Source organism: Bradyrhizobium sp. GW821-FHT13H05, from assembly GCF_058804065.1.
In genome coordinates this window covers 1-15,745 of the sequence record NZ_JBXAPO010000017.1, presented here as the reverse complement: position 1 = coordinate 15,745, position 15,745 = coordinate 1, and the positions used below count along the sequence as shown (strand labels likewise).

Below are 15,745 nucleotides of genomic sequence, written 5' to 3'. Positions count from 1 at the left end.
CGGTTCCTAGAGTGGAAACGCTTGAACCTTCGGGAGCCGACCCATGCGCGCTGCGTTTCGCACCATCATGCGCCGATTTGTCGGCGACCGACGCGGCAATATCGCGATGATCTTTGCATTCTCCTGCGTCCCGCTGATCACGGTGGTCGGCTGCGCGGTCGATTACGCTCGGGCGACGCAGATCCGGTCCAAGCTCCAGGCTGCGGCCGATGCGGCCAGCGTCGGCTCGGTCGCCAAGGCTTCGCCGGCGTTTGCCGCCGCGGGCGCGATGACCTCGGACGGTACGATTTCGGTCGGCGTCACCGATGCAACGAACATCTTCAATGCGAACGTCGCCAATCTGACGGGCTACACGCTCAACAGCGTCACGCCGACCGTGGTCAAGAGCGGTTCGACGGTGACCTCGACGGTCGCGTTCAGCGGTACGATCAAGACCATGTTCCTCGGCGTGATCGGCAAGACTGCGCTGTCCATGAGCGGGACGTCGACTTCGACGGCCAGCATGCCGCTCTATGTCGACTTCTACCTGCTGCTGGACAATTCGCCGTCGATGGGCGTGGCGGCAACGCCGGCGGACGTGACCACGATGGTCAACAACACGCCGGACAAATGCGCCTTCGCCTGCCACGACTACAACGACGCGAACAATTACTACAACCTCGCCAAGACGCTCGGCGTGACCACGCGAATCGACGTGCTGCGCAGCGCGACCCAGTCGTTGATGGACACCGCCGGCGCCACCGAGACCTATTCGAACCAGTTCCGCATGGCGATCTACGATTTCGGTGCCTCGTCGCAGACCATCGGCCTGCGCGCGCTGTTCTCACTGTCGGCGAGCCTGTCGAGCGCCAAGACGGCGGCAGGCTCCATCGACCTGATGGGCGTCTACGGCAACAACGACGCCTACACCGCCGACAAGGACACGCAGTTCAGCACGGTCTTCCCCGCGATCAACAATACGATCAGTGCGCCGGGAGCCGGCACGTCAGCGGCGCCGATGAAATATCTGTTCTTCGTCTCCGACGGCGTCGCCGACGAGTACAACACCGCCTGCTCGAAGCCGACAGTCAGTGGCGGACGCTGCCAATCGCCGATCGACGTCTCGCTCTGCGCCACCATCAAGAACCGTGGCATCAAGATCGCGGTGCTCTACACCACTTACCTGCAACTTCCGACCAATTCCTGGTACATGAGCTACATCGACCCCTTCAACAAGGGGCCGTTCGGGCCGTCGCCGAACAGCGAGATCGCCCAGAACATGCAGAGCTGCGCTTCGCCGGGGCTGTATTTCGAGGTGAGTCCGACGCAAGGCATCTCGGACGCCATGAACGCGCTGTTCAAGAAGGCGGTTGCCGACGCTCGGATCTCGGGGTGAGGTAATTCACCTCTCCCCGCTTGCGGGGAGAGGTCGGATCGCGCTTGCGATCCGGGTGAGGGGGTACAGGTCCCTCGATGATCTCATGTGTGGAGAGAGGCCCCTCACCCCAACCCTCTCCCCGTAAGAACGGGGAGAGGGAGAAGACTCAAGACCTGTAATCCCCGTTGATCGCCACATATTCCTTCGTCAGATCGCAGGTCAGCACGCGGTCGCGGCCCTTGCCGAGGCCAAGCGAGACCTTGATCGCGATCTCCGGCGCCTTCATCGCTTCCGACACCTGGGTCTCGTCGTAGGACGGATCGCGCGCGCCGCTCTTGGCGACGCGGATGCCGTTGAACGAGATCGAGAGCTTGTCGCGATCGGCCGGCTCGCCGGCCTTGCCGACCGCCATCACCACGCGGCCCCAATTGGCGTCTTCGCCGGCAATCGCCGTCTTCACCAGCGGCGAATTGGCAATCGACATTGCGATCTTGCGTGCCGAGGTCTTGGTCTTGGCGCCTTCGACGGTGATCTCGACCAGCTTGCGCGCGCCTTCGCCGTCGCGGGCAACCTGCTCGGAGAGATTGGCGAGCACCTGGTTGAACGCCTTGACGAAGGCCTTCAGCCTGGGATCGCTGGCGCGGCTGATCTTCGGCGCACCGTGCTCGGCGGCTGCGCCGGTCGCGAACGCCAGCAGCGTGTCCGAGGTCGAGGTATCGCCGTCGATCGTCACCGCATTGAACGTGTCCTCGACGCCGGCCTTGAGCAGCGCTTGCAGCGCGGCGGGCGCGATCGGCGCATCGGTGAAAATGAAGGACAGCATCGTCGCCATGTCGGGGGCGATCATGCCGGCGCCCTTGGCCATGCCGTTGATGGTGACCTTGGCCTTGCCGAGCTTGACAGTTGCGGTCGCGACCTTCGGGAAGGTGTCGGTGGTCATGATCGCCTTGGCCGCGGCGAGGTAGTCGCCGGGCTCGGCAGATTCAGCCAGACGGCCCAGCACGCCGTCGAACTTGGTCGCGTCCAGCGGCTCGCCGATCACGCCGGTCGAGGCCAGGAAGATTTCGCTCTCGCTGCATCCGACCGCCTTGGCTGCGATCTTGGCGGTCAGCGCGGTTGAGCCGCGGCCGGTCTTGCCGGTGAAGGCGTTGGCATTGCCGGAATTGACGACCAGCGCGCGGGCCTTGCCGCCCTTCAGCTTGGCGCGGCACCATTCGACCGGCGCGGACGGGCATTTCGACTTGGTGAAGACCCCGGCGACCGCGGTGCCCTTGTCCATCACCGCCAGCAGCACGTCGGTGCGGTTCTTGTAGCGGATGCCGGCCTCGGCGGTCGCGAGACGGATGCCCGCGATCACGGGCATGTCAGGGACGTTTTTCGGGGCGAGGGGAGAGACGGAGGAGGACATCGCGGAGCGCCTTGGTAGGATCTGGATATGCAGATGCCCGGCGCGGGGGCCGGGCATCACGAAGGCTTAGATACTCTTCACGTCACCGAAGTGACAGCGAATTCTTACTTCTTCGCCGGGGGCGCCATCTTGCTGTCGGAGGGCTTCGCCGCATCGGCCGGCTTTGCATCCGGCTTGGCGTCCGCCGCCGGCTGGTCCAGCCGCTCGACCTTGGCTTCCGCGCGCAGCTTGGCGACGTAGTCGGACTGGGCCTTGCGGGTGACGTACTGCTCGATCTGGGCCTTGACCTGCTCGAAATCAGGCGCCTTGCGGCTGCGCTTTTCCTCGACCTTGATGATGTGCCAGCCGAACTGCGACTTGACGGGGTCGGAGATCTTGCCCGGCTCCAGCGCGAACGCCACGGCCGAGAATTCCGGCACCATCTGCTCCTTGGTGAAGAAGCCGAGGTCGCCGCCGTCGGCGGAGCCCGGATCCTTGGACTTCTTCTTGGCGAGCTCGGCGAAATCGGCGCCCTTGTCGAGCTCGGCCTTCACCGCCTTGGCCTCGTCCTCGGTCTCGACCAGGATGTGGCGGGCGCGCACCTCCTGCTCGCCGGTGATCTGCTTGGAGGCCTCCTCATAGACCTTCTTCATGGCGTCGGGGGTGGTGGCGGCCTTGCCTTCCTGGGCCAGCAAATTGTCCATCAGCAGGCGGTTGCGGGCGAAGGCCAGGCGCTTCTTGAACTCCTCGCTGTCGGCGACCTTCTTGTCCTCGGCGGCCTTGCCGACGATCTTCATGTCGATCAGGAACGACAGGACGTTCTCGTCCTTGGTCGCCGGGTCCATCTGGGCGAGGCTCGGTCCGAGTTCCTCTTCGGCCATGGCGACGTCGCTCTTCTTGATTTCAGCCCCATTGACCTTTGCCAGGACCGGATCGTCGGCAGCCCGGCCGGGACCCGCGATCAGCGCCAGCGCAAGGCAGCCCACGAGGGCGGTGGCGAGGCCGAAGCGCAGGCCGGTTTTGGTTACCGGGAACGAGGTGGTCATGGAAAATCCTTTTGTTGAAGCAGGGGGCTGCTCGAGCGGGGCGGACACTCGCCCAATTCAGGGGGGCTTGGCAACGCGAAAAGTCTGTCAAAATGATGAATTAGCCGCAATGCGCCCGCCGTTGACAAGGCCCTGACCGGGCCATATCTCTGCCCGGTCGCGACCATGGCGATGGCGTTTATTTTGCTGCGTTTTTGGCCGTTGAACCCAGACTGGCTCAATTCCCACCCATATGGCGGATGACCCCCCGCAGTCCGGGCTCTGGCGCCATCAGGCGTCACGGTGAGTTGATAGGCAGGCGGGTGACAACTTCTTGGCTGCAACGCGGTTGAATCGCGAACACAGGAACTAGGCATGATCGGCGCGCTCGCCCGCAAGTTTTTCGGCTCCGCCAACGACCGGCGGGTAAAGGGATATCAGTCCCGCGTCAACGCGATCAACGCGCTGGAGCCTGAAGTCTCGAAACTCTCCGACGAGGCGCTCAAGGCCCGCACCGACGAGTTCAAGAAGCAGCTTGCCGAGGGCAAGACGCTCGACGACCTGCTGGTCCCCGCCTTCGCCACCGTGCGCGAGGCCGCCAAGCGCACGCTCGGCCAGCGCCATTTCGACGTCCAGCTGATCGGCGGCATGGTGCTGCACGAGGGCGACATCGCCGAGATGAAGACCGGCGAAGGCAAGACGCTGGTCGCAACGCTCGCGGTCTACCTCAACGCGCTCGCCGGCAAGGGCATCCACGTCGTCACCGTCAACGACTATCTCGCCCGCCGCGACTCCGGCTGGATGGGGCAGATCTACGGCTTCCTCGGCCTGACCACCGGCGTGATCGTCCATGGTCTGGACGATGCCGAGCGCAAGGCGGCCTATGCCTGCGACATCACCTACGGCACCAACAACGAATACGGCTTCGACTATCTGCGCGACAACATGAAGTACCGGCTCGAGGACATGGTCCAGCGGCCGCACTTCTACGCCATCGTCGACGAAGTCGACTCGATCCTGATCGACGAAGCGCGCACGCCGCTGATCATCTCCGGCCCGCTCGACGACCGCTCCGACTTCTACAACACCATCGATTCGTTCCTGCCCAAGCTCGACAAGACCGACTACGACGTCGACGAGAAGCAGCGCACGGTGACGCTCACCGAAGGCGGCATGGAGAAGATCGAGGGGCTGCTGCGCGATGCCGGCCAGCTCAAGGGCGAGTCGCTCTACGACGTCGAGAACGTCTCCGTCGTGCACCACATCAACCAGGCCCTGCGTGCCCACACCCTGTTCACCCGCGACAAGGACTACATCGTCCGCGACGACGAGGTCGTGATCATCGACGAATTCACCGGCCGCATGATGGCCGGCCGGCGCTATTCCGAAGGCCTGCATCAGGCGCTGGAGGCCAAGGAGCACGTCCAGGTCCAGCCGGAAAACCAGACGCTGGCCTCGATCACCTTCCAGAACTACTTCCGCATGTACGAAAAGCTCGCTGGCATGACCGGCACGGCGCTGACCGAAGCCGACGAGCTCTTTGACATCTACAAGCTCGAAGTCGTGGAAATCCCGACCAACGTGCCGGTGGGCCGCCTGGACGAGGACGACGAAGTCTATCGCACCCAGAACGAGAAATACGCCGCGATCCTGGCCGAGATCGAGCGCGCCAATGCGCGGCTGCAGCCGGTGCTGGTCGGCACCGCCTCGATCGAGAAGTCGGAAGTGATCGCCGAATACCTCAAGAAGCACGGCTACCGGCAGATCGATTTCGGCAACGAGAATTCGATGCAGAAGCTGTACGCCGCGGCCCGTGCCGGCAAGCCGGCAAAACTGTTCGCGGTTCTGAACGCGCGCTTCCACGAGCAGGAAGCCTACATCGTTGCGGAGGCCGGCGTGCCCGGCGCGATCACGATCGCGACCAACATGGCGGGCCGCGGCACCGACATCAAGCTCGGCGGCTCGCTCGAGATGCGCATCCAGCAGGAGGCTGCCGGCATCGAGGACGAGGCCGAGAAGGCCAGGAAGATCGAGCAGATCAAGGCCGACATCGAGCACTTCCGCGAGATCGTGCTGAAGGCCGAGGAAGAGGTCGAGATCGAGCCGGCGAAGGGTAGCAAGCCCGCCAAGACCGTGAAGAAGCCTGGCGGCCTCTACATCATGGGCTCCGAGCGCCACGAATCCCGCCGTATCGACAACCAGCTGCGCGGCCGTTCCGGCCGTCAGGGCGACCCCGGCCGCTCAAAATTCTTCCTGTCGCTGGAAGACGATCTGATGCGCATCTTCGGCTCGGATCGCCTCGACAGCATGCTTCAGCGTCTTGGCCTGCAAGAGGGCGAGGCCATCATCCATCCCTGGATCAACAAGGCGCTGGAGAAGGCGCAGCAGAAGGTCGAGGCCCGCAACTTCGACATCCGCAAGAACCTGCTCAAGTTCGACAACGTCCAGAACGACCAGCGCAAGGTGATCTTCGACCAGCGCGTCGACCTGATGAAGGACGACAGCGTCGCCGAGACCGTCGCCGACATGCGCCACGCCTTCATCGACGACCTCGTCGCCAAGCACGTGCCCGAGCATGCTTATGCCGAGCAGTGGGATGTCGCCGGCCTGAAGGAAGAGCTGAAGCGCGTGCTCGATCTCGACCTGCCGGTCCATGACTGGGCCAAGGAAGAGGGTATCGCCGACGAGGAGCTGCTCAACCGCATCGAGACCAAAGCCGACGAGCACATGGCGGCCAAGGTCGGGCAGTGGGGGCCCGACGTGATGCGTTACGTCGAGAAGACCATCCTGCTGCAGACGCTCGACCATCTCTGGCGCGAGCATCTGATCATGCTCGACCATCTGCGCCAGGTCATCGGCCTGCGCGGTTACGGCCAGCGCGATCCGCTCCAGGAGTACAAGACCGAGGCCTTCAATCTCTTCCAGGAGATGAGCGCGCACTTACGCGAGGCCGTCACGGCGCAGCTGATGCGGGTCGAGATCGTCCCGCCGGAGCAGGAAGCCCCGGCGCTGCCGCCGATGGAAGCGCACAAGTTCGACCCGAACACCGGTGAGGACGAAATGGCCATCGCCAGCGTCTCGCTCGGAGCGCAGGCCACCGACGCAGCGCTACGCGATCCGAAGAACCCGGCCAGCTGGGGCAAGATCGGCCGCAACGAGGATTGCCCGTGCGGCTCAGGCAAGAAGTACAAGCACTGCCACGGGCGGTACGGCTAACGTCTGGCTCGCGGACGAGACGCAACGTCAGCGCCTCATTCTCCGCTGTCGTCGCCCGGTTTAACCGGGCGACCCAGTACGCAGCGGCCTCTCGATTCAATCACATCCGTCTCTGGAATACTGGATCGCCCGATTAAATCGGGCGATGACAGTTATGCGCGTGGTGAAAGCGAAGGCTCACTCGAGCGTCAATTCGAACTATCGATCAAGCTCTCCAGCAGCCGCTTCAGCTCGCTCGTCGACTTGTCGCCGTAGCTCTCCAGGATGTGCTCCTCCTGGTCGACCGCGAGCGAGTTGAGCTTCTTGCACAGCACCTTGCCGCGGTCGGAGATGAACATCAAAACCTTGCGGCGGTCGTTCGGGTCCTGCACGCGATAGACCAGCGTGTCCGAGACCATGCGATCGATCATCTTGGTCAGCGTCGGATGGTTGAGCAGCACGGCGTCCGCGAGCTCGCCCATCGAATGGCCGTTGCCATCGGACAGAACTTTCAGGATGCGCCACTGTTCGACGGGCACGCCTTCCTTGCTCAGGCGCAGTTCCAGCTGCCGGTTGATCTCCCGGTTGGCTTGCGCGAGCAAATAAGCGAGGTGTTCGGTGATTGGAGCGTTCGGTTTTGCCACGGCTAAGACTTCGTCTTGACCCAAATGAGTGAATGTCTTGCAATCAATGCTGCATCTATATGCACTTCAATTCTTGAATATTCAATATTTTCAAAATAGGATCATTGCCCAACAAAAGGGCGGAAGCCGCGGCCGCCTGCTCAATGTGCTTTCAGGTCTGGTGCCAGACAGGAGTTGGCGTGCGCGCGACGTTGAACTTCCCGGCTCACGGCGGTCCGGCGTTGCCGCCGTCCTTGCTGTTCAGGAATCTGTCGTCGGCGGCGGCTGACTTCGACCTGTCTCCGGTTGACGCGGATTTCATGAAGCGCCGCGGCGCGCGCAACAAGCTGCGCATCGGCAATTTCCTCACCTTCACCGGCTCGCCCGGGATCTGGGGCCCGACCTCCACCAACAGCGCGATGCTGGCGGTCGCCGAGATCAACAAGCGCGGCGGCATTCTGGGCCGCGAGCTCGAGCTCTCGATCTACGATTCCGGCGGCCCGATCGACGACGTCGTGCGCCGCGCCGAGCAGGCGATCGCCTTCGACGAGGTCGACCTCATCATGGGCTCGCATATCAGCGCCGTCCGCGTCGCGCTGCGCAAGGTCACGGGGAATCGCATCCCCTACATCTACACGCCGGTCTATGAGGGCGGCGAGCGTACCCCGGGCGTGATGGCGATCGGCGAAACGCCGCGCGGGTCGAGCCGGCCGGCGATCCACTGGCTGGCCGACGTCAAGAAGGCGGCGCGCTGGTATCTGATCGGCAGCGATTACGTCTGGCCCTGGCAGTCGCATCGGTCGGTGAAGCGCTACATCAGGGAAGCCGGCGGCCAGGTGGTCGGCGAGGAGTTCGTCCCGGTCGGCGAGGACAATCACGAGGCGCATCTGGCGCGCATTCGCGCCGCCAAGCCGGACGTGGTGCTGATCTCGCTGATCGGCACCGACAGCATCACCTTCAATCGCGCCTTCGCGGAAGCGGGCCTTAGCCCCTCGACACTGCGGCTCGCGGGCGCGATGGACGAGACCGTGCTGCTCGGCATCGGCGCCGACAACACCGAGAATTTGTTCTGCGCCTCCGGCTATTTCAACTGCATGGTTTCGCGGGCCAATGACGAGTTCCTCGGCGGCTATCAGGCGATGTTCGGCCCGCACGCGCCGCCCGTCGGTTCCGTCGGCCAGTCGAACTATGAGGGGCTCCGCTTCCTGGAGTCCGTGGCCAACCGGGCCGGCTCGCTGGCCTTTCGTCCGCTGCTCAAGGCGGCGCGCAACACGGTCTATTCGGCGGGCCGCGGTCCTGTGACGCTTCGCGATGGCCGCGCCGAGATGCCGATGTATCTCGCTGAAGCCGACGGTCTCGACTTCAAGATCATCAAGACGCTCTGAGCGTCATCTGCTGATGCGTCGAGGCAGATTTGCGAAATAATACTTGAAAAGGAAAATATTTCCGTCTGTAATATCACCGCGAAGCCGGTTGGCCCGCGCCGTGCAGGCGCGAACCACGCGGCTTTCGTCCAATGCCAGGGATCAACCAAGCATCAAGAAGCCTTTGAGGAGAGCGCCGTGACAGTTGTCCTTCCCACGCCAGCCCAACTTCGCAGTGTCGCCGAGCAGTGCGGCCTCGCGCTGACCGATGACGATGTCGCCTCGTTCCGCGGCCTGATGCAGGGCTCGATCGAAGCCTACAATCTGGTCGGCGCCATGCCGGACGAGGTGCCGGAGGTGAAATATCCGCGCACGCCGGGCTATCGGCCGTCGCCGGAAGAGAATCCGCGCAACGCCTGGTATCGCAAGTCGACGGTGAAGGGCGCGGCCAGCGGCAAGCTCAAGGGCAAGACCGTCGCGCTGAAGGACAACATCATGCTCGCCGGCGTGCCCATGATGAACGGCTCGGCGACGCTGGAAGGCTACGTGCCTGACTTTGACGCCACCATCGTCACGCGCATGCTCGATGCCGGCGCCGACATCATGGGCAAGGTGCATTGCGAATCCTTCTGCATGTCCGGCGGTAGCCACACCGGCGCGGTCGGTGCCGTGCACAATCCGCACAAGATGGGCTATTCGGCCGGTGGCTCGTCGTCGGGCTCGGGCGTCGTGGTCGCGCTCGGCGAGGTCGACATGGCCATCGGCGGCGACCAGGGCGGCTCGATCCGCATGCCGTCCTCGTTCTGCGGTACCTATGGCATGAAGCCGACCTGGGGCCTCGTGCCCTACACTGGCATCATGCCGATCGAGATTTTCGTCGATCACACCGGCCCGATGACGGCGACGGTCGCCGACAACGCCCTGCTGCTCGAAGTGCTCGCCGGCGACGACGGTTACGATCCGCGCATCAAGGCCCCCAAGGTCGAGGAGTACACCAGGGCGCTCGGCCAGGGCGTCAAGGGCATGAGGATCGGCATCCTCAAGGAAGGTTTTGAGCAGGCGAACGCGGAGGCCGCCGTGAACGAAAGCGTTCGCGAGGCGGCCAAGCGTTTCAAGGATCTCGGCGCCACCGTCGAGACCGTCTCGATCCCGATGCATCTCATGGGCCCCGCGATCTGGACCCCGATCGGCACCGAGGGCATGACCCAGACCATGATGTATGGCGACGGCTACGGTCTGTCCCGCTCCGATCTCTACTCGACCACGCTGATGGATTTCCACCGCGGCTGGCGCCGGCAGGCCGATTCGCTGTCCGAGACCACAAAGCTGTTCCTGCTGCTCGGCACCTACATCAACAACAATTTCGGCCCGCGCTATTACGGCAAGGCGCTGAACATCTCGCGTCGTCTCACCGCAGCCTATGACAAGGCCTTTGGGGATTACGATCTGCTGCTGCTGCCGACCACGCCGATGAAGGCGACCAAGCTGCCGGAGCCGACCGCCAGCCGCGAGGACTACGTCGCCCGCGCACTGGAGATGATCTCCAACACCGCGCCGTTCGACATCACCCATCATCCCGCGATGTCGCTGCCCTGCGGCATGGTCGACGGCTTGCCGGTCGGCCTGATGCTGGTCGGCCGCATGTTCGAGGAATCCACCATTTACCGCGCCGCACATGCCTTCGAGCAGATTGGCGACTGGAAGAAGATGTGAGCGAGGAACTCATGCAGACGGACGGAACACCACCGCATGGCTAACGCGTTCGTCGCGGCGTTCGAGATCCTGAGCTTCGGCGCGATCATCGTCCTGATCGTGCTGGGGCTCGGGATCATCGCCAGCATGATGGGCATCTTCAACTTCGCGCAGGGCGAGTTCGTCCTGCTCGGGGCCTACATCACCTATCTCGCCTATGCCAAGGGCATGCCGATCTGGGCCGGCATGGTCGCGGCGCCCTTCGTGGTCGGTGCGCTCGGCTTCGTGCTGGAGGCGCTGATCATCCGGCGGTTCTACGCGGCGCCGATCGTGGCCATGCTCGGCACCTATGCGCTCGGCCTGACCATCCGCGAATCCGTGCGCGGGCTGATCGGCGGCTTCTATCTCACCGTGCCGGAGCCGATCGGCGGCTCGATCGATATCGGCGCCATGCACATCTCGGCCTGGCGTTTCACCATCATCGTCATCACGCTGCTGGTGATGGCGGGCTGCTATCTCCTGCTGTCGCGCACGAGTTTTGGCTTGCGCGTGCGCGCCACGCTGGAGAACCCGGCGCTGGCGCGCGCCTCCGGCATCTCAACGCCGCTGATCTACGGCGCCACCTTCGCGTTCGGCGCCGCGCTTGCCGGCCTTGCCGGCGCGCTGATCGTGCCGGTGTTCAGCCTGTTCGCCGATCTCGGCCTGCGCTTCCTGATCCAGGGCTTTGTCGCAGTCATGGTCGGCGGTGTCGGCTCCTTCATCGGGCCGGTCGCGGGCGCCGGCGTCATCGGCACGCTCAGCGCCGCACTGCCGTGGGTGATGGCGCCCGTCGTCGCCGACGTCCTCGTCTTCGTCCTCGCCATTGTCTTCATCAAATTCCGCCCGCAGGGCCTCATCGCTGGAAAAGGGGTTTAGCCACATGTTCGATCGTACGCAGCTCTCACGCCGCCGCTTTCTTTCCAACTTCGCCTTTGCGTCCGGCGCGGTCGCAACCGGCGTCGGCAGCTGGGTGATCCCGGCGCCCTGGGCCAATGCTGCCGAAGCTCCGATCAAGGTCGGCATTGCCACCGACCTCACAGGCCCGATCGCGTACGCCGGCAATGCCGACGCCAATGTCGCAAAAATGGTGATCAAGGAGATCAACGCCGCCGGCGGCCTGCTCGGCCGTCCGCTCGAGCTCTACATCGAGGACACCGCGTCGAACGAATCCGTCGCCGTCGGCAACGTACGAAAACTCATTCAGCGCGACAAGGTCGACATGGTTCTGGGCGGCATCACCTCCTCGATGCGCAACGCGATCAAGGACCCGATCGTGGCGCGCGGCAAGACGCTCTACATCTATCCACAGCTCTACGAAGGCAAGGAGTGCACGCCCTATCTGTTCTGCACCGGGCCGACGCCTGCGCAGCAATGCGACGAGTTCATCCCCTGGCTGATCAAGAACGGCGGCAAGAAGTTCGCGCTGCCGAGCGCCAACTATGTCTGGCCGCATACGCTCAACGTCTATGCCCGCAAGGTGATCGAGTCGAACGGCGGCGAGGTCGTGTTCGAGGAATACTATCCGCTCGACCAGGTCGACTTCTCCTCGACCGTCAACCGCATCATCTCCAACAAGGTCGACGTCGTCTTCAACACCGTCATTCCGCCCGGCGTTGGCCCCTTCTTCAAGCAGCTCTATGAAGCCGGCTTCCTCAAGAACGGCGGGCGTCTGGCCTGCGTCTACTACGACGAGAACACGCTCAACATCAATCAGGCGAGCGAGATCGAGGGACTCGCGAGCTGCCTCGATTACTTCAAGGTGCTGACCAAGGAGAACCCGTTCGACGCAAAGATCCAGGCGGCCTACGAGAAGGATTTTCCGGGCAACTTCCTGTTCGCCGCCGGCAGTGCCGCCACCGGCACCTATCGCGGCCTCAAGCTGTGGGAAGCCGCCGTCAAGGAAGCCGGCAAGATCGACCGCGAGTCGGTCGCCGCCACGCTCGATCATGCCAAGATTGCCGAAGGTCCCGGGGGACCTGCCGAGATGGTGCCGGGCAAGCGGCACTGCAAGATGAAGATGTACACGGCAGTCGCCAAAGGCGGGAACTACGAGATCGTCGGACGCAGCGACGGGCTCGTCGATCCCAAGGAATGCTAGCCTTTCCTCACCTCTCCCGTAGGGAGAGGTCGGATCGCATCGCAAGATGCGATCCGGGTGAGGGGTTTAGGTTTCACCGAACGCTGCGGCCCCTCACCCGGATTGCCCTGGACGATCCTTCGCATCGCCAGGCGCAATCCGACCTCTCCCCGCTAGGGAGAGGTGCAGAGACCGCGGCAAGGTGCTTTAATTCGGAATGCTGAAATCCATGGGTGCAGCTAAACAGGCCGTCCACGCCGGCGTCGGGGGTGAGACAGACGTTTCCGTCGCCGAAAGCGCACCGGCCGAGCGATCGTCGGGACGAAAAGTCCTGCCGATCGTGGAGGGCGTGGTGCTCGTCGCCGCGTTGCTCGCGCCGCTGGTGCTCCAGGACTATCTCACGGTGTTCGCGACACGCGTGATCATCCTCGCGCTGTTCGCGCTGTCGTTCGATCTGGTCTGGGGCTATGCCGGCATCATGAGCTTCGGCCAGGCCCTGTTTTTCGGCTCGGCCGGCTACGGCGTGGCGCTGCTCGCGCGCGACCTTGATATCACCAACATCTTTCTGGTGCTGCCCGCGGGCACGCTGATCGGCCTCACCTTCGCTCTGCTGCTCGGCGGCTTCCTGCTGCTGGGACGGCATCCCTCCAGCGTCATCTTCGTGTCGCTCGGCACGCTCACCGGCTCCTACGCTGCCGACCGCCTCGCGCGCGGCTGGTATTATCTCGGCGGTCAGAACGGCATTCCCTCGATCGCGCCAATGACGGTGGGCAGTTACGAGTTCTCGGAAGGACCGCCCTTCTATTATCTCGTGCTCGGCATCCTCGTCGTCGTCTACCTGCTCTGCCGCTTCCTGGTCCGCTCGCAGTTTGGGCTGGCGCTCGCGGGTCTGCGCGAGAACGAGCAGCGCATCGCTTTCTTCGGCTACAAGGCGCAGCATCTCAAGGCGATCATCTTCGCGATCGGCGGCGCTGTCGCAGGTCTTGCCGGCAGCCTCTATGCCTTCCACGAAGGGTTCGTCTGGCCCAACATGGTTGGTGTCGTGGTCTCGACGCAAGTGGTGCTCTACGTGCTGTTCGGCGGCTCCGGCACGCTGATCGGCGCCGTCATCGGCGCCATCATCGTCGAAGGCGTCAGCTTCTGGCTCTCGGACAATTATCGCGACATCTGGCCGATCATTCTGGGCGTGCTGCTGCTGCTCGTGATCCTGTTCCGCCCGCTCGGCCTCATCAGCTTCGTGCTCGGCGAGCGTGAGCGGGTTGGGAGTTTTGGTGCCAAAGCGAAGGAGAAGCGCAATGCCGCTCCTTGAAGCCACCGGCGTCAAGAAAATCTTCGGCAAGCTTACCGCGCTGGATGGCGCCGCGCTCGCCGTCGGCGAGAACGAGTTTCACGGCCTGATCGGTCCGAACGGCTCCGGCAAGAGCACGCTGATGAAGTGCATCGCCGGCGCCGAAGTGCCGACGCAGGGCAAGGTGAGCTTCATCAACACCGACATCACCGCGTTTACGCCGACCGAGCGCGCCCGCGCCGGCATGAGCCTGAAGTTCCAGATCACCAGCGTGCTGCCGACGCTGACGCTCTACGACAACATCCTGCTCGCGCTGCAGGCGCAGTCCTCGCTGCTCGACCTCGTGTTCTCGCGGACCCGCGGCGTGTTGCATGACCAGGTCATGACCATGCTGACGCAGTTTCGCTTGGCGGATCGCGCCTTCGATGCCGCTGCGGCGCTGTCGCATGGCCAGCAGCAATGGCTGGAGATCGCGATGGCGCTCGCCGGCAAGCCAAAGCTGTTGCTGCTGGACGAGCCGACCGGCGGCATGAGCCTGGAGGAGCGCCGCGTCACCGGCGAGCTGCTCCAGCCGATCAAGCAGCACTGCTCGCTCGTCATCGTCGAGCACGATCTCGATTTCATCCGCGACATCTGCGATCGCCTCACCGTGCTCGATCAGGGCAAGGTGCTGGCCTCAGGCACGGTGTCGGAGATCCAGGCCAACAAGGCCGTCCAGGAGATTTATCTGCGCCGTGCCTGAATTTTTGGACATCAAGCATCTCGACGCCGGCTATGGCCGCAGCCAGGTCCTGTTCGACGTCAACCTCGGCATCCCCTGGCGTGGCGGCGTCGCCGTGCTCGGCCGCAACGGCGCCGGCAAGACCACGCTGATGAAGACCATCGTCGGCGAGTTGCCGGCGTGGAAGGGCGAGGTCGCCTTCGACGGCCGCGACATCAGCCGCCGCGCCACCCAGGAGCGCGTCCGCGCCGGCATCGGCTACGTGCCGCAGGAGCATTCGGTGTTCGCGCGCCTGTCGGTGCGCGACAACCTCGCGGTCGGCTCGCTCGCGAGCCGGAAGGCCGACGCCGTCGACCACGTGCTGACCATCTTCCCCAAGCTCGGCCAGCGCCTCGACCAGCCCGCCGGCACGCTCTCCGGCGGCGAGCGCAAGATGCTCGCGATCGGCCGCGCCATGCTGGGCGATCCAAAACTGCTGCTGCTGGACGAGCCGACCGAAGGCGTCTGGATCGGTGTCATCGAGGAGATCACCGAGCGCTTGATCGAGCTCGCGAAAAACATCGCCGTCATCATCGTCGAGCAGCATCTCGACTTGGCTTTGCGGGTTGCCGACTACGCCTATGTGCTAGATCGCGGCAGGGTCGCACTGCAAGGCGAGGCGGGCGAGGTGAGGGGCAATCCGGAGCTGATGCGCTATCTGGCGCCGTAGATATTATCTCGCTGCGGTTTCAAGTGGTCTCTCGCAGCACACGCTCTGCCAGCCCCGTCATCCCCGCGCAATGGCGAAGCCATTGTCGCTGGAGGTGCGAGCGGCGCGATGCGTAGCATCGCAAAGCGAGCCTCGAAGGATGAACGGCCGAGCTAGCAGTCGGGCCGTCGCCCTTCGAGGGCCGCTGAAGAAGCGGCCACCTCAGAGGGTGTGAATTTTTTCGGCGCAGACCGTAGCCGTTGCTGTCCTGGTGTGATTCCCTGCAAGG

The 15,745-nt window shown here is 63.9% G+C and carries 12 protein-coding genes; 9 read left to right on the top strand and 3 right to left on the bottom strand.

Annotated elements, in window-relative coordinates; translation table 11 throughout:
- The first annotated feature begins 43 nt into the window (after window positions 1-43).
- The gene (locus AC1RR3_RS33015; RefSeq protein WP_492828558.1) at window positions 44-1,375 is read left to right on the top strand and encodes a TadE/TadG family type IV pilus assembly protein; all 1,332 of its coding nucleotides are present in this window, start codon (window positions 44-46) and stop codon (window positions 1,373-1,375) included.
- 148 nt (window positions 1,376-1,523) lie between these two features.
- On the opposite strand, the gene argJ is transcribed toward AC1RR3_RS33015, so the two are convergent.
- Together argJ and AC1RR3_RS33005 are read right to left on the bottom strand one after the other, a co-directional pair.
- Entirely contained in the window at window positions 1,524-2,765 is a 1,242-nt protein-coding gene (gene argJ / locus AC1RR3_RS33010; protein ID WP_492828556.1) for a bifunctional glutamate N-acetyltransferase/amino-acid acetyltransferase ArgJ, read from the bottom strand.
- Window positions 2,766-2,869: 104 nt separating this feature from the next.
- Complete coding sequence (locus AC1RR3_RS33005) at window positions 2,870-3,790, bottom strand: peptidylprolyl isomerase (RefSeq protein WP_492828554.1); 921 nt, start codon at window positions 3,788-3,790, stop codon at window positions 2,870-2,872.
- Between the two features lie 354 nt (window positions 3,791-4,144).
- Here AC1RR3_RS33005 and secA point away from each other — a divergent pair, with 354 nt between their 5' ends.
- Window positions 4,145-6,985, top strand: a complete 2,841-nt coding sequence (secA, locus tag AC1RR3_RS33000) for a preprotein translocase subunit SecA (RefSeq protein ID WP_492828552.1) — start codon at window positions 4,145-4,147, stop codon at window positions 6,983-6,985.
- A 188-nt stretch (window positions 6,986-7,173) separates the two neighbouring features.
- Here secA and AC1RR3_RS32995 read toward each other — a convergent pair whose 3' ends face one another.
- Window positions 7,174-7,608 (bottom strand): MarR family winged helix-turn-helix transcriptional regulator, encoded by a 435-nt coding sequence (locus tag AC1RR3_RS32995; protein WP_492828550.1) that lies wholly within the window; start codon window positions 7,606-7,608, stop codon window positions 7,174-7,176.
- Window positions 7,609-7,751: 143 nt separating this feature from the next.
- Here AC1RR3_RS32995 and AC1RR3_RS32990 point away from each other — a divergent pair, with 143 nt between their 5' ends.
- The 7 genes from AC1RR3_RS32990 (at window position 7,752) to AC1RR3_RS32960 (ending at window position 15,477) form a co-directional block, all read left to right on the top strand.
- Window positions 7,752-8,972: a substrate-binding domain-containing protein gene (locus AC1RR3_RS32990; protein WP_492828791.1), complete on the top strand. Its 1,221-nt coding sequence runs from the start codon at window positions 7,752-7,754 to the stop codon at window positions 8,970-8,972.
- 177 nt (window positions 8,973-9,149) lie between these two features.
- On the top strand, window positions 9,150-10,664 hold the full coding sequence (locus AC1RR3_RS32985) for an amidase (RefSeq protein ID WP_492828548.1): 1,515 nt from the start codon (window positions 9,150-9,152) through the stop codon (window positions 10,662-10,664).
- 36 nt (window positions 10,665-10,700) lie between these two features.
- Window positions 10,701-11,558, top strand: a complete 858-nt coding sequence (locus AC1RR3_RS32980; protein WP_492828546.1) for a branched-chain amino acid ABC transporter permease — start codon at window positions 10,701-10,703, stop codon at window positions 11,556-11,558.
- A 4-nt stretch (window positions 11,559-11,562) separates the two neighbouring features.
- Complete coding sequence (locus AC1RR3_RS32975; protein WP_492828544.1) at window positions 11,563-12,780, top strand: substrate-binding protein; 1,218 nt, start codon at window positions 11,563-11,565, stop codon at window positions 12,778-12,780.
- Window positions 12,781-12,976: 196 nt separating this feature from the next.
- On the top strand, window positions 12,977-14,068 hold the full coding sequence (locus AC1RR3_RS32970) for a branched-chain amino acid ABC transporter permease (protein ID WP_492828542.1): 1,092 nt from the start codon (window positions 12,977-12,979) through the stop codon (window positions 14,066-14,068).
- Entirely contained in the window at window positions 14,055-14,789 is a 735-nt protein-coding gene (locus AC1RR3_RS32965) for an ABC transporter ATP-binding protein (protein WP_492828540.1), read from the top strand. Before AC1RR3_RS32970 ends, AC1RR3_RS32965 begins: the two co-directional genes overlap by 14 nt.
- Window positions 14,782-15,477, top strand: a complete 696-nt coding sequence (locus tag AC1RR3_RS32960; protein WP_492828539.1) for a branched-chain amino acid ABC transporter ATP-binding protein — start codon at window positions 14,782-14,784, stop codon at window positions 15,475-15,477. Before AC1RR3_RS32965 ends, AC1RR3_RS32960 begins: the two co-directional genes overlap by 8 nt.
- Window positions 15,478-15,745 lie beyond the last annotated feature (268 nt).

Coding starts and splice junctions, on each gene's coding strand:
- AC1RR3_RS33015 (WP_492828558.1), top strand. CDS start 44: ATGCGCGCTGCGTTTCGCACCATCATGCGCCGATTTGTCGGCGACCGA.
- AC1RR3_RS33005 (WP_492828554.1), bottom strand. CDS start 3,790: ATGACCACCTCGTTCCCGGTAACCAAAACCGGCCTGCGCTTCGGCCTC.
- AC1RR3_RS32980 (WP_492828546.1), top strand. CDS start 10,701: ATGGCTAACGCGTTCGTCGCGGCGTTCGAGATCCTGAGCTTCGGCGCG.
- AC1RR3_RS32990 (WP_492828791.1), top strand. CDS start 7,752: ATGTGCTTTCAGGTCTGGTGCCAGACAGGAGTTGGCGTGCGCGCGACG.
- AC1RR3_RS32975 (WP_492828544.1), top strand. CDS start 11,563: ATGTTCGATCGTACGCAGCTCTCACGCCGCCGCTTTCTTTCCAACTTC.
- argJ (WP_492828556.1), bottom strand. CDS start 2,765: ATGTCCTCCTCCGTCTCTCCCCTCGCCCCGAAAAACGTCCCTGACATG.
- AC1RR3_RS32970 (WP_492828542.1), top strand. CDS start 12,977: ATGCTGAAATCCATGGGTGCAGCTAAACAGGCCGTCCACGCCGGCGTC.
- secA (WP_492828552.1), top strand. CDS start 4,145: ATGATCGGCGCGCTCGCCCGCAAGTTTTTCGGCTCCGCCAACGACCGG.
- AC1RR3_RS32965 (WP_492828540.1), top strand. CDS start 14,055: ATGCCGCTCCTTGAAGCCACCGGCGTCAAGAAAATCTTCGGCAAGCTT.